Source organism: Corynebacterium sp. MSK218 (assembly GCF_030232655.1).
Lineage (GTDB): Bacteria > Actinomycetota > Actinomycetes > Mycobacteriales > Mycobacteriaceae > Corynebacterium.
In genome coordinates this window covers 74,752-95,365 of sequence record NZ_JASPGN010000010.1, presented here as the reverse complement: position 1 = coordinate 95,365, position 20,614 = coordinate 74,752, and the positions used below count along the sequence as shown (strand labels likewise).

The following is a 20,614-nucleotide window of genomic DNA, read 5'->3' as shown; positions in this document are numbered from 1 at the left end:
AGCGGCGTCCGTGATGTAGGCATAGCCATTGGCCGCCTTCAAGATAGGTCCTGGCAGCTGCCATTCCTCATTTTCCTTCCACGGAGCAATAGCATCGATCTTCTTTGTGATCTCACCGGAGTCAGGGTCGATGATATTGAGCTTGCCGTCGGTGGTGAGAACAAGGGCCTCCCCAAGCGGGCCGCGGGCTAAGGAGCGGAACCAATAGGATTCCCCGAGCTCGACTTTCTGGGCGGAGTAATCCTCAGTATTAATGAGCGTGACTGAGGTTGGGCGCTCGAATTCGGCGTCCTTTTCCGTCTTGTTGTCTGCCAAGATCACGGTGGATTCTTCGGAACCGGCGGCGTTGCCGGAGCGCTGGTAGCCGTCCTTGCCGGCATAGGAAGAGACATCTACTTTGTGGAAGTCCGTGCCGTCGAAGACAACCGGTCCGTTTTCACATCCGAAGAAGAGCGTGCCGTTCCCAGCGGCTGCTTCGCCGTGTACGCCGGGACATTCGGTAGTTTCCGCCAGGACTTTGCCGGACTTGTCCAGGTGCTGAATGGTGTGGCGTTCCTTTTCAGTGCCCTTGGTGATGACCACTGAGCCGTCCTTGAGCGGTACGGCCACGCCGTGATGAGCTGCACCAGTCTCAACGGTGTTGACCGGCTCGGCGTCCGCATTGCCTATCTCCTCCGTCGCGTAGATTTTCGCCACGCCGTCACCATCGGAGAAGAGCGCGGTAAAGCCGTCATGATGCACCACGTGACCTGCATGAGGGGCGTCCACGGAAACGTCGCCAAGCTTCGGCTCCGCCGTGTAATAGTGCTTGTGGTCGCCGTGTGGTTTGGTGATGCGCCCAGTATCGAAGGTGAGGAAGCTATCGCCCTTGGTCACCATGACATGGCGGTTATCGCCGGCATCGTTGAGGCGCAGGAAGGCCTTCATGTCTTCGCTGCCAATCACCTCGCCGCTCTCGCCATCGATAGTGGTGAGACCATCTTTGTGGGAAAGCACAATGCGTGTGGGCAGCTGCGCTACCTCGGTCTCGCCCTCAGCGGACTCGAATCCATCGTGGCTGTGGGCTGAGTCTGCAGAATCAGCAGCCGAGGGTTCAGTACTGCTTGGGGGAGTGCTGTCGTTATCAGGGGCGGAGCAAGACGTAATGGCGATGGCCGCTGTGGAAAGTGCAGCGCACAAGGCAAGCGTGTGGTTCTTCATACAGAACGACAGTATTGCAAGTGAAAATCACATTCAATAAGTTTTGTGGTGCGGGGGTAACCGCGGTCAGGCACTAAGATAGATCCTCGTTATGGCGAACCTCATCAACCTTGAAAACGTAACCAAATCTTTTGGTCTCAAGACCCTTCTCAACGGGGTCTCCCTTGGTGTCCAAACCGGCGACCGGATTGGCATCGTCGGTGTTAACGGTGGCGGCAAGACCACGCTACTGGAGGTCCTCACCGGCATCGAGCTGCCGGACTCGGGCCGCGTATCTCACAATTCGGATTTGCGTATGGCCGTGGTGACGCAGCGTTTTGAGGTCGACGAGTCTCTCACCATCTCCCAAGTCATTATCGAACCGCTGGGTTTGGAGACTTTCGAGTGGGCCTCCAACGCCAAAGTGCGCGATGTCTTGGGTGGTCTGGGCATTGTTGACCTCGGACTCGACACGAAGGTGGGCTCACTATCTGGTGGTGAGCGCCGCCGCGTCAACCTGGCCGCAGCGCTCGTGCAGGATCTCGACGCCGTGGTGCTCGATGAGCCCACCAACCACTTGGATGTGGAAGGTGTGCAGTGGCTGGCCAACCATCTGTTGTCCCGCAAACTGGCGGTTATCGTCGTGACGCACGACCGTTGGTTCCTCGACACCGTGGCGACCACGACCTGGGAAGTTCACGACGGTGTTGTTGATGCTTATGATGGCGGCTACAACGACTGGACCTTTGCCCGCGCTGAGCGTGCCCGTCAGGCCGATGCTATCGAGCAGCGCCGCCAGAACTTGGCCCGCAAGGAACTGGCGTGGTTGCGCCGCGGTGCACCGGCGCGCACGTCTAAGCCGCGCTACCGTATCGAGGCTGCCGAGGCGATTATTGCGGACGTCCCAGCACCGCGCGACAAGGTTGAGCTCATGGCCTTCTCCAAGCAGCGCCAGGGTCGCGTCGTTATTGAGCTCGAGGATGCACAGATCGCCACGCCGGATGGCCGCACGCTGGTGGATCACCTCACGTGGAGGCTGGCTCCAGGCGAGCGCATCGGCCTCGTCGGCGTCAACGGTTCTGGAAAGACCACGCTCCTGCGCGCCCTTGCCGGCGAGGTGGAACTGGCAGCCGGCAAACGCATTGAGGGAAAGACCGTGCGCCTGGGGTGGCTGCGCCAGGAACTTGATGATTTGGATCCGGAGCGCAGGCTTCTCGACGCCGTCGAGGACGTCGCAACCTATGTCCAGTTGGGCAAGAAGGAGCTGTCTGCCTCCCAGTTGGCCGAGCGTCTAGGCTTTTCGGCCAAGCGCCAGCGCACTCCGGTAGGCGATCTCTCTGGTGGTGAGCGCCGCCGACTGCAACTGACTCGTGTACTCATGGCAGAACCAAACGTGCTGCTTCTCGACGAGCCCACAAACGACCTCGATATCGACACCCTCCAGGAACTGGAGTCGCTTCTGGATTCCTGGCCGGGCACTATGGTGGTCATTTCGCACGACCGCTACCTCATTGAGCGCATTGCGGATAATACTTATGCCTTGTTTGGGGATGGCAAGCTCACCAACCTGCCGGGCGGAATCGAGGAGTACCTGCGCCGCCGCCAGCAGATGGAGGCGGCTGCTTCCCGTGGTGTTATTGACCTCGGCGAGAAGACTACTTCGACGGGCTCTGGCGAAGATAGCATCACGGGTGATGCGACCACGGCGGAAAACGCCGCACCGACGAAGCGCTTGAGCTCCCAAGAAGAGCGCGAGCTGACTAAGAAGATGAACGCGCTGGAGCGCAAAATAGCCAAGCTCGATGAGAAGACTTCACAGCTCAACGAGAAGATGGCCGTTGCGGCCGAGAAGATGGCCTCCGGCGACGGTGACTCCGCAGAGCTCTCCCGACTGGATTCTGAGCTTAAGGTTGTCGCCGCCGAGCGTGAAGAACTGGAAATGGAATGGCTCGAGCTAGGGGAGCAGCTCGAGGGATAGAGAAAGAAGCGGAAAAGCGGGCCTTAGCCGAAAAACGCGGCGATGCCCAGCATGGCAGGCAGAGAGAGGAACGTGGTGAGGAACACCGTATCGCGCGCTACGGTTTCTCCCACCTGGTAGGTGGCCGCGTAGTTGTAGACATTCTGCGCGGTGGGAAGCGCTGCCAAAATCAACGCCGCGTAGAGCTCATTACCGCTGAGCCCAAACGCTAAACCTGCGACGAGAGCGATGGCTGGCATACCAATGAGCTTGAGCGCCGTTGCCACAATGGTGGGCAGACGGTCGTTGTCCAGCAGCGAATCACCCTTGAGGGAGGCACCGAAGCTCATGAGAATCATGGGGATAGAGGCGCCACCCAGGATTTCCAACGGTGCCATGATGACGTCGGGCACGGTCCACCCGAAAGCCGAGACAGTGAATCCCAAGACCGCAGCGATGACTACGGGTGCGGTAACACCTGACATCACCGAACTCATGACTGAGCGCAGATTCGTTCCTTGTGCATTAAGCCCAGCGATAATAAAAGGTGAAAGCACCGCCATCTGCAGCACCAAGGCAGGCACGACGAAAGTGGCATCACCGATGACGTAGGTGGCGATGGGCAGACCAATGTTGACGGAATTGTAGTAGCTCGAGGCCGCCGCACCCGCCATGGTTTCCGCGCCGCTGCGGCGGAAGAAGAACATACTCAGCAGGCCGTATACACCCATTGTTGCCACCGACGCCACAGCGATAACTACCACAACGGGGGAGGCAAATGCTGAGGTATCGGACTGCGCCACGCTGGAGAAAATCAGTGCGGGTGTTGCCGCCCAGAAGGCGACCCGGTTGAACTGTAAACGGGCTTCACCTTTGCCGATGACACCTTTGTGTGCCAGTACGAAGCCCACAGCGATAACCACGAAGATAATCGCAAAGCCCGTAAGGACATCCAGCACTAGTGATCAACCTTTCGCACGCGTTTCAAGAAGCGTCGTAGAAAACAACGCCTTGGAGCATAACAATGCCATATCGAATTTCCTGTGAGTCTGCGAGGTTAGTTCACAGACGAAGCGATTGTATGGCACGGTAGAGGGCATGAATGCATTCCGTCGTGTTTCCCGCCTGTCCACCACCGCTGTACTGACCGCGGCGCTGGCTGTTTCCGGCGCATCCGCTGCGCAGGCGCAGGATATTAATCAGCTGTCCTCTCAGGCTACTGAGCAGATTAACTCCCTCCAGATCGAGCTGCCTGCCCAGGCTTATGACTTGGCTGAGCAGTACAACGTGAAGCTGCCACCATTCGTGAAGACGCCGACCCCGGCCGTAGCAAACGAGCTCGTCGGCGCTACCCACTCCCACCTGCTGAAGCAGGGCCACCATGCCGATGACAACGCGAAGAAGATCGCCCAGGAATGGGCTGACCAAGCAGCTGCTGGCAAGGTCACCTTCCACGACAACGCTGGTGACGGCCTCACCCACTTGGAGGAAGGCAGCGGCAACATTTACAAGCTCACCGAGTCTGAGGCTAAGGACCGCGTGAAGTGGCTCAACCGCGATGTCCCGGTTACCAAGGCCGATGGCACCGGCTTCGGCGTTGCCCAAGCCTTTGACGGAAAGTACGTCTACGTGGCGGAGTACTTCTTTAACAAGTAATCCACCACCAGCCTCATTAACGGGCCCTGCTTCACTATGGCGTGAATGAACTGCCATAGGCAGGGCCTTCTGCACGTTTTCATGGAGACGGTTACAGTGGGGCCCATGATTCTGATCAACGTACAGTTCCACGTCAAGCCCGAGTACGCCGAGACCTTCCTCGACGAGATCGACTGGTACACCAAGGCCTGCCAGGCTGAGCCCGGCTGCATTGACTTCAAGTGGTTCCGCGATCCGGAAGACAAGCAGCGCTTCTTCCTGCTCGAGTCCTACAAGGACGGCACCGACGTCGACCACGTCAACACCGAGCACTTCAAGCGTTCCTGCGAGGAGCTCCCGAAGTACCTGGTGGAGACCCCGGACATCATCAATACTCACATCAGTGGAAAAACTAAGTGGGACAAGATGGCTGAGTTCTCCGTCGACTAGGACGACGTCTCAGTCTCACTGAGGCCTAGCGCCGAAAAGCGCCGCTCGAAAGCGGCGCTTTTCGGCATTTCAAGGGGAGGAACAGGTAGGCAGGCTTAACTCCGTTGGGGTCGGATCAAGCTTCGCATGTTGTCGCGAGAGACTTGTCGCCATTGGCATACTGCTCAAGGGCCTGTTCAAAATCTTCGGCGTAAAGGTTCGCGCCTTCGGCCAACGGATGCACGCCGTCGTCGTACATCAGCGCGGGGTTCTCCTGGGCGGTGCCGCACCAATCCGCTAGGTACACGTTTTCGCGCTGCGATGCTGCCTGCACGATCTCCGCGCGTGCCTGGCCCATCCAATCACGGTCGCCATAGGGCACAGCGAAGACCACGGTGCGCTCAGGTCCCACAAGGTCGAGCAACTCATCCAGGCGTCCAGCATCTGCAGAGCCATTGGTTCCCAGCCCCAAGAAGATCGTTGAGCGCAGTTGCCCAGAATCCTTCAGGGCACGCAGCGAATCAATGGCTTCAGAGTATTGGCGGGAGACCGCAGCATCAATAAGGATGCCTGGAAAACGCTCCGTGAGGGCATCGGATGAAGCAAGCATGACGGAATCACCCAACGCAGTAATCTCTGCCCCGGGGGGCAAGGAGCGCTTTTCCTTCGGCTGTTCAGTAGGCTTTGCCGGCGCTGACGCTGCCGCCTGCTCATTGGCCTGCGCCATGCGCTCGAGTTCGCGCTCGAGCTCCGTCTTGTCCTCAGAAGTCGCCACACCATAGGCCACACCAATGGCAGAAAGCACGACGAGTGCTGGCACAACCGGCCACATGGCTTTGCCGAATCCGACCTTCATCTCATGCAGGGAGGGACGGGAAGCCCAGTAATCGTGCCATGTCTTGATGTAGCCCCCGCGGCGGAAGGGGTTCTCCACAAACTGGTACGTCACCTCTGCTAGAACGAAGGACAGTGGCAGAGCAAGAATGCCCAGTGCCCATGCTGGAGCGTCGGACACGGCTATAAGGATCATGATGATGGGCCAGTGCCACAAGTACAGCGAGAAGGAACGTTGTCCTAGCCACCGCATGACACGTGTACGGAACAGCCACGTCAAGGGACCGGTTTCGCGCACAACGGACCAGATCATCGCTGCACCCAGCACGCTGGTGAGGACGAGGCCGCCGCGATAGGTGAACTCACGGTCCGCGCCCATCCACACCAGCTGTGCAAGGTAGGCGAGCAAAGCAAGGACACCAACGGAACCGGCAAGGACGCCTTTGCTTGTCGACGCCCACGAGTCCGCCCCCGCCTCCTTCGACGTCGAGGTGAGCATGAAGGACAAGAGCGCGCCGATAAGTAGACCGAAAGCGTGGGTATCAGTCCCGTAATACACGCGGGTGGGATCCGCGCCCGGTGCGAAGAGAAAAGCCATGGCGAGGGCAGACGCCGTCGCAAGCACAAGTGCCACTGCGATGGGCAAACGCTTAGGCTTGCGGCGCGAAACAGCAAAGACTGCTGCCATGAGTAGCGGCCAGATGAGGTAGAACTGCTCCTCCACAGCGAGTGACCAATAATGAGCAAAGACCTGCACTTCATTGGGTGCGAAGTAGGTTTGACTAGTGGCGATCTGGGTCCAGTTATTGACGAAGAACAAGGTGCCCAGGAATTGCTCGCGGATGCCTACAGCTAGGTCGCCCCCAATGGCCGCAACAATTGCAGTGCACAGACATAGCACGACGAGTGCAGCAGGAAGTATTCGCCGAAAGCGCCTGATCCAAAAGTCTCTGAGGTTGATACGCCCAGTGATGTTGAACTCGCGAATCAGTAGGGACGTGATGAGGAATCCAGAGAGGACGAAGAACATGTCCACACCCAGGTAACCGCCTGGCAGTAGATCACCGAAAAAGTGGTAGATAACCACGGCGACAACTGCGAGGCCACGCAGGCCATCAAGTCCCGGAACTTGGCGTAAACGGGCACGGCGCTGCTGTTTAACGGTAGCGGATTCCTTTGGCACCGCCAGCACGTCAGTGCTACCTTCGGCAGCGTCCACACGGGCAGTAGCGCGGCGCTGCTCGCGAGTAGGTTTGGTGGGCTTGAGTTGCCTTTCGGTAGGCGTCCCGACGGGCTGCGAGCGTCGCGCTAGAGCACGTGAAATCTCCGCGTCGGGAGCTTCCTCAGCCGGTTTCGGTTCGGGGAGTTTTGTCGCTTCCTTCGCAGCTGATGCAGGCGTTGCTGTGTCTTTGTCTTTCGCTGCAGCGGGCTGAGCTTGAGCAGTGGGGTTGGCTTTGGCTGGGCGCTGGGGAGTGACAGAACGCTGTGGTGTGACCGCCCGTGGGATGGGGCGTCGTCGGCGCGGTTTACTGTCTTCAGCCTCCTCGCGGGCCTTAGTGAGCTGTGCCTTTCGCACGGCGGAGGCCTTCGGGAGGGATGCTGCGTTCAGTTCGAGCGAGGAATTCTCGCCGCGCTGTGGGCGCCTGCGTTTCGGCGCCGGTGCAGGCTCTGACGTGTGCTTTGCCTTCGGCGTCGGCTTTGCCTTTGGCACAGACACTGGTGTCGGCGCGGCTGGCGCAGGGGAGGCAGGGGAAGGAGCTGTGGGCTGTGAGGGACTTGAGGAAGACTTCTCGCGCTTCGTCGAGCCTGACAAGATCGACCGCAGAAAATTCTTCACGACAACACTCCGCTCGTAGGGGGTCAGAGGGCTAGGGAACCCGAGTAATCCTACTCCGAGGGAATGCGTGAGCCAGGCAGGTTTCCTGGGAGCGTGTTAGGAGCTCAGTAGCTTGCGCAACACCACGCTGACTCCGTTGTCTGTGTTGGCAGGTGCGATGATGTCTGCGACTTCCTTGAGCTGAGGATGAGCATTCTCCATGGCCACAGCTGTGCCCGCTGCCTGCAGCATCTCCAGGTCGTTGAGGTAGTCACCGAAGGCCGCGGTGGCGGTAATGGGCACCTCTGATAACTCTGCGAGCTTGGTCAACGCGGCACCTTTATCCACCCCGCGAGCCATGACATCGAGCCATACCTTGCCGGAGACTGCGACGTTATCGTCCGGGACGGCCTGACGAATCGGCTCGTAGACATGGGCTTCCGAGCCTGACTCGCAAAAGATAGCGATCTTGATGATGTCGGAATCAGGGACGGAGGAAAGCTCCGGCACCCACGTGACAGCTTTGTAGTACTTAGTCAACTCAACTCGTGCTGCGTCAGATACATCTTCGGCCACAAAAGCAGTCTCTGGCGTGCATAGCACCGTGGTGTGCGGTTCGGTGATGGAATCAGCCGCAGTGCGGGCAGCGCGTACAGTTTCCTCCGCAATGGGGAAGGTGGCGATGATTTCACCGCCGCGCATAACCACCGAGCCATTTTCCGCGATGAAGGTGTCGATGTGAGGGAACATGTCCTTGAGCGTGGCCAGCTGACGGCCTGACGCCGGTACCAGCTCGCAGTGGCGCTCAGCCGCTAGTTTCTGGAGCTCCGGGAAATCAGCGGGAAGCTGGCCGTGGGCATCAAGGAGCGTGCCATCCATGTCGAGGGCAACAAGCTGTGGGAGCACGAAAAGTTACACCGTTTCTATGGTCTCGTCTGAGGTTTCGGCGGTCTTGAAAATTGGTGGCCGAAAAACCTGTGATATGGAACACTGGTGCGTATGACTACGACTGATCCAGTACTCGTTTCCGTCCGCAACCATACCGGAGTCCTCGAGCTCAATCGCCCTAAGGCACTGAACTCGCTGAATCCGGACATGATTGACATCATTCGCCGCTCCCTCGAAGAATGGGCAGAGGACGACAACATCGAACAGGTTCTCATTCACTCTGCCAGTGAGAAAGCATTTTGTGCTGGCGGTGACGTCCGCCATGCTCGCGAAGGAATAGCGGAGGGCAAGCTCGAAGATGTCGATGCCTTCTTTGCCTCCGAGTACCTCACCAACGGTGATATCGCTGAGTTCCCGAAGCCCTATATTGCCGTAATTGATGGTGTCGTTATGGGCGGTGGCCTTGGTATTTCCCTCCATGGCTCGCACCGCGTTGTGACAGAACGTGCCTTTGCTTCGATGCCGGAGATGAACATCGGCTACGTCACGGATGTGGGAGTGGCCTACGCCGCACAGCGCATGGTCGGCACCCGTGGCGTAGCATCGCCTGGATTGGCTAAGTTCTGGGGCATTTCGGGCTACCGCATGTATGCCGCAGATATGCTGTGGACCGGCGTGGCGACCCACGTGGTCAAGGACGCCGCTGAGCTGATTGAGGCTGCCATCGATCGCGGTATTGACGCCGCCCTTGCGGATCTCGCCTTGCCGGCGCCGCAGGAGCCGGCGCCGCTGGAGCAGGTAGCCAAAGACTTGGAAGAGACCTTTGCACTCCCGACATGGGAAGAGATTTCCGCCGAGCTGGAGACGCGCCCGCAGATCGCTGGGGAAGTGAAGCGCCTCATGGCGGGTGCCTGCCCCGCAGCGATTATCGCGGCCAATGAGCTCTTTGAGGCTGAGGCCAAGGTCGATGATATCCGCGAGGCGCTCCTCCTGGAGCTCAAGCTCGGCATGCACATGTACCGTCGCCCGGATTTCTCCGAGGGAGTGCGCGCAGTCCTCGTGGATAAGACCCAGGACGCGAAGTTCGACCCCGCCACGACCCAGGAGGTTGATCCGGAGGAGTTCCGCGCGGTCCTCAACGCTTAAGGAAGAAAACTAGAAACCGCGCTGGCGCTGGTACGCGGCGCGGGCGCGCTGCTCGTCAACGCCCGGGGGAACCGCCACGTTGAGCGTGGCCTGCGTGGCGGCCGGGAATGGCGCAGGAAGGCGGAAGGCGGGGGCGTCGGAAAGCGCGAGGCCCAGTCGGCCGTCCGGAAGGTGTACCGGCAACAGGGTCCATAGGCCCAGGATGGGCATAGCTAGTTGCGGCAATCGTGCCTGACGGGCATCCGCAATAGGGACACATGCCCGAAGGAGCTCCGGCACGGCGCGGTCATAAGCGAAGCGCCGCAGGTTGCCTGCTGCCTGCGCAGACATGGAGGAGGCGAGCTCGTCCGCCCATGCCCACGTAAAAGTACCCGCAGCTTCATCCAGGGTGGCAATCAGGTGTGCTGGAACAGTCAATGAACCGTGTGCTGTGCTCACCAGCGTGCGGGAGGTCCCGGGATCGAGCTCGGCCCTCAGGTTGGGGAAGCGGGCATCGAGGAAAAAGTTGTGCTCGGTGGCAAGGAAGTGAGCATCCGCAAGAATATCCCGTGCCCGCAGTCCCGCCTGGCCATTGAGCTGGCGAAGGGCAACGATGCGGGAGCCCTCAAACTGGGCAAGTGCTTCCGGGTTATTGCCGGGCACATTCATATAGGAAGCGAGCTCAGTGGTGGCGATACGCTCGTCCACGCCGCCTTCGATATCCCCGCTCTTTTCCAGACCAGCGAACACGGCGCTGATGGGGTTCGGGTCAATCTCCGTGAAGTCCACCGCTACGAGTGCCTCAGCATCGCCCTGTGGAACGCGGACGACGGGGCGATCACCAACAAGACGGCGCGCCAGGCCCTTGAGCAGAGCCGTATCCGGCTGGGGGCCGTGGAACTCAGGCAGATCTGCCTGCTGCGCCAAACCTGTGGTCCAGTGGAACTGGCCATCCTGGATGGACGCCAAGCGCAGACCGTCAAAGTCATGAACGCCGCTGCTGGTGGTGAAACGCACCGTAGCGCGCTGGTCATGCTCAGGCTGGTCGGACTCGACGGGGACGAAGTTGACCTCCACGTCCGTGATGGGGCCGAGGCGACGGGCAAAGGCGGCGTCGATGCCGGCCTGAATAAACGCGCCGGCGGAGTACAGGTTTCTCACTGAATCCATGCGTGCTCCTTGACTAGTTCGGTTTAGTCCCTGCGGTAGGGGTGTTCAATGGCTTCCTCATAGGCCGTAAGAAGGGCTTGGGTGGATTCTACCCAGGAATATTTCTCCGCTTCGCGTCGGGCGGCTATGCCCATCTCGGATCGCCGGGAAGGATCACGGAGTAGATTCACTGCGGCGTCGGCCCACGCAGCGTCGTCGGCATCAGGGGCAATGAGATGACCTGTGACTCCTTCTTCAATGACGAAGGGGATTCCGCCGGCGCGGGTTCCGATGACAGGAACCCCCGAAGCGAAAGACTCCAGCGCCACAAGTCCCAGGGTTTCCGTGGCAGAAGGGAACAGGAAGACATCACCGACGGCAAAGGCGGCGGCAAGCTCGTCACCAGAGAGATAACCGGTAAAGACGGTGTAGGAGGGATCGAAGCCTTCCTTGAGCTCGTCCAGGAAGGGGCCGTCACCGACAATGGCGAGGCGGGCGGCGCCAAGCTCAGCGCGTACCAATTGCATGACGTGGTCGAGGCGCTCCAAGTCCTTTTCTTTGGAGACTCGGCCGATGTAGGTAAGCAGTGGCGCATCGGGGTTGCCTCCGGTGAGGCGCTCGCGCATCGACTCGGTGGCGCGGGAGGGCTGATAGGTGTCCGTGTCCACGGCCTTGGGCCACAGCTTGACGTTGCGAATGCCCATCTCACCAGCCTTGTCCACCATGGGACCGGACGTGCACAGGTTGACTGCTGCCTGGTTGTGTAGGTACTTCAGCGCGGCCTCTGTCAGCGGGCGAGTCCAGCCAATGCCCAAAGCATCGACGTACTCGGGCACATTGGTGTGGAAGCTGGCCACAAGCGGAACAGCGTCACGCTGCGCGGCAAAGACGCCGAGTGCTGCGGTCCAAATCGGGTTGACCGCATGGATGACATCGGGGTCAAAATTCCGAATCTCTTTAAAGAACTTCCACGAGGGCAAGCCGAATTTGATTTCCGGGTAGACCCAGAGCGAAAGGCTTGGAATGCGGGTGACCTCGAAACCTGCATACGTGGCTGGCGCCTTGCCCGTGGCGAAGATGCGGACCTCGTGGCCCATCGCCGCTAGCTGATCTAGCGTGCGGGTAATGCGGGTGACCACGCCGTCGATTTTGGGCAGGAAAACCTCAGTAACAATCGCGATGCGCATGGAAGAGACGCTTATGCCTGTGCGGTGTCGGCAGCGTTGTTTGCCACGGAGTCGGGAACACCCGCGTGCTGCTGCTTAGTCCACAGGGATTGCGCTGGAATTTTGTCGCGGTCCACGCGCTCGGCGTACTTGCGGGCCACCTCTTCAACCTCATGGAGCAGGCCTTCTGACAAGGTGGTCGGCTCTAGGCCGAGCTCGAGGAAGGTGTCATTGGTGACGTGAAGTTCATTTTCCGCGGATTCCTTGCGCGGGTTCGGCACGTAGGCCACCTCGGCACCGGAGATCTTCGCCAGCAGTTCGGCCAAGTCGCGCACGCGGTGCGTTTCGGTCATCTGGTTGATGATCTTGACGCGCTCGCCACGAGCGGGCGGATTATTCAGTGCCAGATCAATACAGCGCACCATGTCGCGGATATGGATAAAGGCGCGGGTCTGGCCACCAGTTCCGTGCACGGTCAGCGGGTAACCAATTCCTGCCTGGATGAGGAAGCGGTTAAGAACTGTGCCGTAGTCACCGTCGTAGTCAAAGCGGTTGATGAGGCGCTCATCCTTCTGGGTCTGCTCGGTGTGCGTGCCCCAGATGATGCCCTGGTGGAGGTCGGTAATACGCAGCTCATCATTCTTGGCATAGTAGGCAAAGAGGTGTTGGTCCAGTACCTTCGTCATGTGGTAGACCGAGCCGGGGTTGGAGGGGTAGAGGATTTGCTGCTTGACGACGCCCCCCTCGCCCGCATCCACCTGCACGTCCAAGTAGCCCTCTGGAATCTTCATGCCAGCGGTGCCGTAGCCGTATACGCCCATGGTGCCTAGGTGCGCGACGTGGATATCCTGTTCAGATTCCACGATGGCGGCGAGCAGGTTATGGGTAGCGTTGATGTTGTTATCCACCGTGTAGCGCTTGTTGCGCGAATTTTTCATGGAGTAAGGAGCAGCGCGCTGCTCGGCGAAGTGGACAACAGCATCTGGGCGCTCGGTCTGAAGAAACTCCAGCAGGCCGTCGTAGTCCTGAGCCACGTCGAGGTTGCGGAAGCCAATGGTCTTGCCAGAGACCTCAGTCCACGCAGCTAAGCGCTCTTCGATGGAGACGATAGGGGTGAGCGATTCTGCGCCGAGTTCCTTATCGATAGCGCGGCGAGAGAGGTTGTCCACGATGATGACCTCGTGGCCCTGGTCGGAGAGATAGAGAGAGGCTGGCCAGCCGCAGAAACCATCGCCGCCGAGAATCGCTACCTTCATGTTTTCTCTCCACATCATGATCGGGGGTATTACCTATGGTGCCGCCGTCGACGGAAAGTTCCGGCGCGGCGGCACACACTTTTATCTACCTTACCGTTGACAGTGCTTACACGAAGGGCGTGCTGGGTAAACAGTGAGTGAATGTTTCCTAAGGCAGCACGATGAAGTTGCATTGAGAAGACGCTAGTAAACTAGCCCGCATGCTTGAAGCCGTGCTCAATGCCTTCGCCGATTCCGTCAATGCTCTGCTCATCGGCATCCTCGTGGCCATTGGCATCATGCTTCCGCGTGGCAGCTACCGAAAGATTGCAGCACTAGTCATCGTGGGCGATTGGTGTGGCGTGCTCACCGCTGCCGCCGTGGTCATGTTTATTTTCGTGGGCATTCAGGACAAAGTGGCCGCCGCTTTGGAGTCACCGGCGATTGGCTGGGGCCTTATCGTCATTGGTGTGGGCCTCGGTGTCCTGGCGTGGCGCTCGAAAGGCGAGCCCAATGACATGGTGCACAAGCTTCTCGGTCCACTGCGCACGCCCTCGCCGAAGACCGTTGCGGTGGGCTACTTCATGGGAGTCATCCAGTCGCTGACCTCCGTGCCCTTCTTCTATGGTCTGATGCACCTGGCGGCTGGGGACTTTAGCAACACCGTCAAATACGGCGGTCTCTTCTTCTACGCCAGCTTCGCGCTCTCCCTTCCTACCGTGTGCGGGCTTTTCATTGCGCTCGTGCGTGCTAAACCTCATTCCTGGGCTGGCCGGGCTTTCGCGTGGGCACGTCAGAACTCCGCCGCCGTTGCGTTGTGGAGCGGCTATGGCGTGGCGGCCTTCCTCGTCATTATGGGTATCGTCGCGCTGCTCTAGCACTTTAGCCTTGAGAACGTTCGATTAGGGGGTTAGCTCGCGGCCTTAGCTTGCGGAGTGGAACTGCCCTAGTTGCCAAAGATTTGGTCAGATCCCGCGGCAGGCTCAAGAGTTTTGGCAACAACGGCAGTTGGAAACAGTCTTGGCGCTAGTCGTAGAGGACTTCGTCGAGGGGGAGGGCTTCGCCAAGCAGCGCCTGATTCTTAGCAATGTCGACGTAGCGCCCGGCGTGCGGGATGAAGGCGTCGGATTCCTCCGAGCTCAACTCACGGCGCACCTTGGCGGGTACCCCAGCAGCTAGGGTGCCGGCGGGAATATTCTGGCCCTCCAGCACCACCGCGCCGGCGGCGATGAGAGAGCCTGGGCCCACGGTGGAACCGGACAACAGTGATGCCTTCATACCCACTAGCGTGCCGGCACCTACCTGCGTTCCGTGCAGCATAGCCATGTGTCCAACCGTGACGTCGTCGTTCAATATGCACGGGTTTGTTGACTCCACGTGGATAACGCAATTGTCCTGGATATTAACGCGCGCACCGAGGCGGATAGTGCCCACATCACCGCGAAGCACACAGCCATAGAACACGGAGGAATCCGGGCCGATGGTCACATCACCGATGATGGTGGCATTCGGCGCAATCCAGGCGCTGCGGTGAATACGCGGGGTCTTGCCTTGGAAGGGGAGGATAAGCATGGTTTTAGACTCCTTCAATCGCTATGGCCAGGGCCGTTGAGATTTCATAATCTCCAGGCTCCGGGCTGAGGTTCTTAAGAAGAGCGAGTTCTTCAGGCGAGAGCGGGATAACCCAGCCCTTCTTCGGATCGTGCACTGCGCGTTCCTGTGCAGTCGTGGGGGACAGGTACACCGTGGTGTGTGCGCCAGTCCGGAGGCCGCGTAGCTGTGCAGCTTCACCAGAACGGGCCACTTCCGCCAGAACCTTAGCGCCGGAAGGGGACGTCTCCACGATGATGAGTCCGTCTGCCGTGTGCACGGCAAGGCGATCCAGCTCGACCTCAACGGCATGCGGATCGGGGGAGGCTAAACGCGCGCCGGGGGAGCCGACAAGATTCTTCAGTGCAGAAAAGAGACCCATGGCGCGATCCTAGCCTGCGGGTACCATCGGGCACTGTGATTGACGCGAAAGATACAGCACTCGTCATTGAAGGCGGCGGCATGCGCAATTCCTATACCGCGGCATGCATCGTCAAACTACTTCAGGAGGAGGTGGAATTTGGCTGGGTCGGTGGTGTTTCCGCAGGCTCGTCACACACCGTTAATTTCCTCTCGCGCGACGTGATTCGCTCCGAAGAATCTTTCGTCGACTTTGCCAAGAACCCCAGCTTTGGTGGCTTGGGTTCTCTACTGCGCGGCAATGGCTATTTCAACGCTGAATACATCTATGAGAAATCAGCCGACAAAGATATGCCCTTCGATTGGGAAGCCTTTGAAGCTAATCCAGCACAGATGTGTATCTCGGCTGCCCGGGCCGACACAGGGGAAAGTGTCTACTGGGGGCGTGAGGATATTGCGAGCCTGGATGACCTCATGGTGCGCGTGCGAGCGTCCTCGACGCTGCCACTCATCATGCCCATGCGTGTCATTGACGGCGCACCTTATGTGGATGGAGCCATGGGCGAATCCGGCGGAATCCTCATTGAACAAGCAGAAAAAGCTGGGTTTGAGAAGTTCCTTTTTCTCGGCTCCAAGCCACGCGGCTATGTACGCCCCAAAGTCAGCCGCCCCACGGCGCTGCGCCGCGTCTTCCGCAAGTACCCAGCCGTGGCTGAAGCCATGATTGCCCGCCCACCGAAGTACAACCACTCCAAAGACCGTCTCCTTGAATTGGAAAAGGAGGGGCGCGCCCAGCTTTTCTTCCCTGAGGACATGCAGGTGACGTCTACTGAACACGACGTGGCCAAGCTGCGCGCCAATTTTGAGGCGGGCCGCGCACAGACCTATGCGGAGTGGCCGGCATGGAGGGAATTTCTTACCGCTTAGCCGACTGGTAGCACCTGCCGGCGTTGATCACTGGGAGCCCACGAGTGTGAGACGTGCCTCTGTTGTAGTCGTAGCAACATTATGGATAAGGCTGTGCGCTGCATGGATGCGATTAAGGATGACTGCGGAAAACGCCTTTCACATGGCGTTTTCTGTGCAGTTTCCTAGAATGACAGACCGTGTTGGCACTTTTTGATGGAAATATTTGGCTGAGCATCTTCTTCATTGCACTGCTCGGCACACTGTTTGGCATGATTCCCTTCGGCCCGCTGCGCTTTGGCGCGGCGGGTACCTTGTTCGTCGGTTTGGCCTTCGGCGCCTTCATTGAGCTCGATGGCACAATCCTCAGTAGCTTGCAGGAGATGGGCCTTGGTCTCTTCATTTACATGCAGGGCTTGTCTGCCGGTGAGCGATTCTTCAAGGGATTTTCTGAACAGCTCAAGCACATGATTACTGCGGCCATCGCGGTGATTGCGGCCGCTGCCGTGGCGCTGCTCGCAGGCGGTTGGCTTGGATTGTCACCTTTGGCCTCTGTTGGTGTGTTCTCGGGTGCGACGACCTCGACTGCGTCACTGGCCGTTGCCCAGCAGCAGACAGGTGAAGAGCTGCCGGCCGTGGGTTATTCCCTGGGATATCCGGTCGGCGTTGCCGTCGCCATTCTGCTTGTGGCGGTACTGCTGAAACAGTCTTGGCCTGGGTCAAAGGACAAGGACACTTCTGCCGAGGAAATCTTCCGTTCCCGCACTATTCGCGTGACGAAGGACATCACCTACGACGAGCTCCTCGAGCGCTTTGAGGACCATTTCGTCATCGCCACGATTCGCCGCGGCAATACGAGGACTGTGGCCGGTGACCATCCGGAAATCCGCAAGGGCGATATCCTTCGCGTCCTCGTGACGAAGGCGAAGAAACATGAGCTTACGGCCGCCCTGGGTAAGCGTCAGCCGCAGGTTCCCTTCATCGATAAGCGTCTTGTCATTGAGAACGTCGTGGTGTCGAACTCAGACATTGCTGGACGCACCATCGAGGAACTTGACCTATTTAAACGCTATGGTGGCCGCATTATCCGCATTCACCGCGGTGATGAGGAGTTCCTCGCCAGCTTTGATACGCACCTCGATTCCGGCGACCGTGTCGACATCATTGTTGACCAGGACCATCTGGGCGATATCCGTAACTATTTTGGAAACTCGGTTCAGGGCTATTCGGAGCTGAACTGGATCGCCGTGGGCGGTGGCCTGTTCTTGGGCTATCTCTTGGCACTCGTCGTTGTTCCGATGCCGGGCGGTGCGTCCTTTGAACTGGGCTTTGCACTCGGCCCACTCATTACCGGTCTCATTCTTGGTGCACTGCACCGCACCCGTCGCGTGCCGTGGAAGGTTCCGGCCTCCATCAACACTGCCTTCCAGCAGTGGGGCCTCGTTATCTTCCTGGCCTCTGTGGGCCTTGCCTCCAGTGATGCTTTCCTCTCCACCGCCTTCTCGTGGATGGGTGTGAAGTGCATGCTGCTGGCCGCCATCATCACCCTGGTTGCCATCGCGAGTTTCGCCGTGGCGAACCGGTTCCTTGGCCAGTCGGAGACCCGCACCGCCGGTGGTATCTCGGGCATGTTCGGCCAGCCAGCCGTGGTCAACTACGCCACGGGAATGAGCTCTGACTCCCGCATCATGACCGGCTACGCAGCCACCATCGTGGTGGCGCAGATAGTCAAGATTGCGGTCATCCCCATCATGCTGACCGTGTAAAAGCGGCCGCTAGCCGCCAGGGCCCTGGCTGCCTAGTCCGCCACGAGCGTTTCGATGGTGAGCTCTGGGTGCTCCTTCTCAATGAAGGCCAGCTTCCACTTATCGCCAAAGAGGGCGATGAGCTCGCCGTCGGTGCGGGTGAAGATTTCTACGCCGCGCTGGCGGCCCAGCTCTGGTGCGGACTCAGCGTCGGTGCGGCGCGCCACGGAGTAGGGGATGGGCTCGGTGACGGTCTCCACGTTGTACTCGACCTCCATGCGGGCCTGCATGACTTCGAACTGCATGGGGCCCACGGCAGCCATGACGGGGGCGGCATCACCGCGGGTATCGTTGCGCAAGATTTGGACAACGCCCTCGGCCGCAAGCTGGTCCAGTCCCTTGCGGAAGGCTTTGTAATCACCCAAAGACTTTGCACGCAGAATCTGGAATGATTCAGGGGCGAACTGCGGCATGGGCTTGAATTGGACCTTCTTGCCCGTATAAATGGTGTCACCCGGTGCCAAGGAACCGGCGTTGACCAAGCCCACGATGTCACCCGGGAAGGCGGAGTCCACGGTATCGCGGGTACGGCCAAAGACCGTCAAGGCGTATTTCGTAGAGAAGCTGCGCCCAGACTGTGCATGGTTGACCTGCATGCCGCGCTCAAACTCACCGGAGACGACGCGCATGAAAGCCAGGTTATCGCGGTGCTTGCGGTCCATACCTGCCTGCACCTTGAAGATGACGCCGGAGAATTCATCAGTGACCTCACGGACCTCATCGATGGCAGCTGCACCACCGGAGCCGGCAGCTTCAATAGCCTGAGGATCCGACTCGCGCGAGCGCGGAGCCGGGGCAATGGCGCACAGCGTATCGAGGATTTGGTGCACGCCGAAGTTCAGCATGGCGGAGGCGAAAATGAGCGGGGAAGTCACGCACTGCTCAAAGAGCTCTTGGTCGTGCAGGGCGCCGTCGGCAGCCAGCAATTCGGCTTCCTCAACGGCCGTTTCCCAGGCGTCTTCTTCCTTCTCCGCGGCAGCGTCAGGAGCGTAATGTTCTTCCGGAGCAATGGTGGAGCCACCTGCGGTGCGCAGGAAGTGGATGTACTCGTCGGCCTCACCATCATCATTAATGTGGGCTAGACCGCGGAAGTCACCGGCAATGCCGACCGGCCAGTACAGCGGGGTGGGCTGCAGCTGGATTTCGTTGACGATTTCGTCGACAAGCTCCAGCGGTTCGCGGCCGACGCGGTCCCACTTGTTGATCACCGTAACAATCGGCAGGCCACGGGCCTTACACACGCGGAAAAGCTTGAGGGTCTGCGGCTCGAGGCCCTTGGCGGCGTCGATAAGCATCACAGCAGCATCCACTGCCGTGAGCACGCGGTACGTATCCTCTGAGAAGTCCGCGTGGCCCGGGGTATCGACGAGGTTGATCATGTAGGGCTCGCCTTCATGGCCCTCCGGGGCGTACTCAAACTGCAGGGCCGAAGATGCGACGGAAATACCGCGGTCCTTCTCCATCTCCATCCAGTCAGACACCGTGGACTTGCGGTTGCCTTTGCCGTGCACCGCGCCGGCCTCATTAATGACGTGGGCATGCAGCGCCAGCGCCTCCGTCAGCGTGGACTTACCAGCATCCGGGTGGGCGATGACGGCGAATGTGCGGCGGCGGGAAGCTTCGGAGGCAATACTCATGCGGGTTAGTTTAGCCGCTGGGTGCTACCACTCCACATCGAGCTGGCGGCCTAAATCATCAAAGATGCGCCGCGCCACCGAGAGCTTCTTTGCAATCGGGCGCCGCAGTCCTGGCTTGCGCTTGTTGTTGTAGTACTCACCGGACTCGAAATGGATGCCCGGGGTGCCGGTGAGGAAGAAAGCGAGGTTCTCGCCACCCTGATCCGCAGTGCCAAAGCGCTTGCCCAGGACGCTGGAATATAGCGCGTTTGTTGTGCTCGTCGAGGTCTTCGCAAAATTCGTCTTGAGCACGCCTGGGTGGAAAGCCACGGCGGTCAGACCATGGGAGTCGAAGTAGCGGGTAAGCAAAATATCGCCGAGCTTGGCATTGCCATAGGCGCGCTCCGCGGTGAACTTCTCAAAAGTGTTCGGGTCACCAGGATCAAAGGAAGACATGAGCATGTTTGCTACAGAGGAAGTCTGCACCACCGTCGCATCGCTATCCCGCAAGATATCGCGTAACAAAGACGTCAGCAGGAACGGGGCCACCACGTTGACCTGCCAGGTGCGCTCAAAGCCATCAGCAGTGGCAAAGGGGCCATCAAAAATTCCGCCGGCGTTGTTGCCCAAGGCATGGATGTGTTCGTACTGGCGTAGTTCTTCCGCCAGGCGACGCACCTGACCCAAAGATTCGAAGTCCGCCACGTGGTAGTGAGCATCGATTTCTTTAGCTACTGCCTGAGTCTTCTGCGGGTTGCGGCCAACGAGTACGAGCGTGTCTTGTGGGCGGCGCTTGTGCAGAATGCGGGCGGTGGAGGCCCCCACTCCGTCTGAGGCACCGGTAATGACGATGGTCCGTGGATCCTGGTTCGATGACAAGGCGTGGCTCATACTCCGCTAGTGTAGGGCGATCCACGCGGGCGC

General features: G+C 59.4%; 19 protein-coding genes. 8 read left to right on the top strand and 11 right to left on the bottom strand.

Translation table 11 applies throughout. The annotated features are described in order from the left end of the window. Window positions 1-1,200, bottom strand: a 1,200-nt coding sequence (locus QP922_RS09535; RefSeq protein ID WP_284809162.1) for a hypothetical protein, incomplete at its 3' end; no start/stop codon positions are given. 91 nt (window positions 1,201-1,291) lie between these two features. On the opposite strand from QP922_RS09535, the gene QP922_RS09530 reads away from it, so the two are divergent. Continuing rightward, a complete protein-coding gene (locus tag QP922_RS09530) occupies window positions 1,292-3,157 on the top strand; it encodes an ABC-F family ATP-binding cassette domain-containing protein (RefSeq protein ID WP_284809161.1) in 1,866 nt (621 codons plus the stop codon). Window positions 3,158-3,180: 23 nt separating this feature from the next. On the opposite strand, the gene QP922_RS09525 is transcribed toward QP922_RS09530, so the two are convergent. Then, window positions 3,181-4,095, bottom strand: coding sequence for an AEC family transporter (locus QP922_RS09525; protein WP_284809160.1), 915 nt, complete (start codon window positions 4,093-4,095; stop codon window positions 3,181-3,183). A gap of 139 nt (window positions 4,096-4,234) precedes the next feature. On the opposite strand from QP922_RS09525, the gene QP922_RS09520 reads away from it, so the two are divergent. Together QP922_RS09520 and QP922_RS09515 are read left to right on the top strand one after the other, a co-directional pair. Beyond that, window positions 4,235-4,792 (top strand): hypothetical protein, encoded by a 558-nt coding sequence (locus QP922_RS09520; protein WP_284809158.1) that lies wholly within the window; start codon window positions 4,235-4,237, stop codon window positions 4,790-4,792. Window positions 4,793-4,897: 105 nt separating this feature from the next. Continuing rightward, window positions 4,898-5,221 carry a putative quinol monooxygenase gene (locus QP922_RS09515; protein WP_284809155.1) on the top strand — a complete coding sequence of 108 codons (324 nt, stop codon included), beginning with the start codon at window positions 4,898-4,900 and terminating at the stop codon, window positions 5,219-5,221. A 115-nt stretch (window positions 5,222-5,336) separates the two neighbouring features. On the opposite strand, the gene QP922_RS09510 is transcribed toward QP922_RS09515, so the two are convergent. After that, a complete protein-coding gene (locus QP922_RS09510) occupies window positions 5,337-7,610 on the bottom strand; it encodes an acyltransferase family protein (protein ID WP_502869602.1) in 2,274 nt (757 codons plus the stop codon). Here QP922_RS09510 and QP922_RS09505 point away from each other — a divergent pair. Continuing rightward, on the top strand, window positions 7,591-7,890 hold the full coding sequence (locus tag QP922_RS09505) for a hypothetical protein (protein WP_284809152.1): 300 nt from the start codon (window positions 7,591-7,593) through the stop codon (window positions 7,888-7,890). The two genes, QP922_RS09510 and QP922_RS09505, sit on opposite strands and share 20 nt — an antisense overlap. Window positions 7,891-7,967: 77 nt before the next feature. On the opposite strand, the gene QP922_RS09500 is transcribed toward QP922_RS09505, so the two are convergent. Continuing rightward, on the bottom strand, window positions 7,968-8,756 hold the full coding sequence (locus QP922_RS09500; protein ID WP_284809150.1) for an HAD family hydrolase: 789 nt from the start codon (window positions 8,754-8,756) through the stop codon (window positions 7,968-7,970). Between the two features lie 93 nt (window positions 8,757-8,849). Here QP922_RS09500 and QP922_RS09495 point away from each other — a divergent pair, with 93 nt between their 5' ends. Then, window positions 8,850-9,884 (top strand): enoyl-CoA hydratase/isomerase family protein, encoded by a 1,035-nt coding sequence (locus tag QP922_RS09495; protein WP_284809149.1) that lies wholly within the window; start codon window positions 8,850-8,852, stop codon window positions 9,882-9,884. A 9-nt stretch (window positions 9,885-9,893) separates the two neighbouring features. Here the strand turns inward: QP922_RS09495 and QP922_RS09490 are convergent, their stop codons facing one another. Genes QP922_RS09490 through QP922_RS09480 form a run of 3 tightly spaced genes read right to left on the bottom strand, consistent with a single transcriptional unit; the run spans window position 9,894 to window position 13,434 of the window. Then, window positions 9,894-11,033 carry a DUF6882 domain-containing protein gene (locus tag QP922_RS09490; RefSeq protein WP_284809147.1) on the bottom strand — a complete coding sequence of 380 codons (1,140 nt, stop codon included), beginning with the start codon at window positions 11,031-11,033 and terminating at the stop codon, window positions 9,894-9,896. Window positions 11,034-11,056: 23 nt separating this feature from the next. Continuing rightward, complete coding sequence (locus QP922_RS09485) at window positions 11,057-12,199, bottom strand: glycosyltransferase family 4 protein (RefSeq protein ID WP_284809146.1); 1,143 nt, start codon at window positions 12,197-12,199, stop codon at window positions 11,057-11,059. Window positions 12,200-12,210: 11 nt separating this feature from the next. Beyond that, window positions 12,211-13,434, bottom strand: a complete 1,224-nt coding sequence (locus QP922_RS09480) for an NAD-dependent epimerase/dehydratase family protein (RefSeq protein ID WP_284809145.1) — start codon at window positions 13,432-13,434, stop codon at window positions 12,211-12,213. Window positions 13,435-13,634: 200 nt separating this feature from the next. Here QP922_RS09480 and QP922_RS09475 point away from each other — a divergent pair, with 200 nt between their 5' ends. After that, window positions 13,635-14,291, top strand: a complete 657-nt coding sequence (locus QP922_RS09475; protein ID WP_284809144.1) for a sulfite exporter TauE/SafE family protein — start codon at window positions 13,635-13,637, stop codon at window positions 14,289-14,291. A 148-nt stretch (window positions 14,292-14,439) separates the two neighbouring features. Here the strand turns inward: QP922_RS09475 and QP922_RS09470 are convergent, their stop codons facing one another. Continuing rightward, window positions 14,440-14,985 carry a gamma carbonic anhydrase family protein gene (locus QP922_RS09470; protein WP_070671630.1) on the bottom strand — a complete coding sequence of 182 codons (546 nt, stop codon included), beginning with the start codon at window positions 14,983-14,985 and terminating at the stop codon, window positions 14,440-14,442. A 4-nt stretch (window positions 14,986-14,989) separates the two neighbouring features. Next, window positions 14,990-15,385 (bottom strand): hypothetical protein, encoded by a 396-nt coding sequence (locus QP922_RS09465; RefSeq protein ID WP_070671631.1) that lies wholly within the window; start codon window positions 15,383-15,385, stop codon window positions 14,990-14,992. A 35-nt stretch (window positions 15,386-15,420) separates the two neighbouring features. Between QP922_RS09465 and QP922_RS09460 the strand changes: the two genes are divergently transcribed. Together QP922_RS09460 and QP922_RS09455 are read left to right on the top strand one after the other, a co-directional pair. Further along, window positions 15,421-16,290, top strand: a complete 870-nt coding sequence (locus tag QP922_RS09460; RefSeq protein WP_284809143.1) for a patatin-like phospholipase family protein — start codon at window positions 15,421-15,423, stop codon at window positions 16,288-16,290. Between the two features lie 179 nt (window positions 16,291-16,469). Then, window positions 16,470-18,035 carry an aspartate-alanine antiporter-like transporter gene (locus QP922_RS09455; protein ID WP_284809142.1) on the top strand — a complete coding sequence of 522 codons (1,566 nt, stop codon included), beginning with the start codon at window positions 16,470-16,472 and terminating at the stop codon, window positions 18,033-18,035. 32 nt (window positions 18,036-18,067) lie between these two features. Here QP922_RS09455 and QP922_RS09450 read toward each other — a convergent pair whose 3' ends face one another. Both QP922_RS09450 and QP922_RS09445 read right to left on the bottom strand, forming a co-directional pair. Next, on the bottom strand, window positions 18,068-19,711 hold the full coding sequence (locus QP922_RS09450; protein WP_284809140.1) for a peptide chain release factor 3: 1,644 nt from the start codon (window positions 19,709-19,711) through the stop codon (window positions 18,068-18,070). A gap of 24 nt (window positions 19,712-19,735) precedes the next feature. Beyond that, a complete protein-coding gene (locus QP922_RS09445; RefSeq protein WP_284809137.1) occupies window positions 19,736-20,581 on the bottom strand; it encodes an SDR family NAD(P)-dependent oxidoreductase in 846 nt (281 codons plus the stop codon). Window positions 20,582-20,614 lie beyond the last annotated feature (33 nt).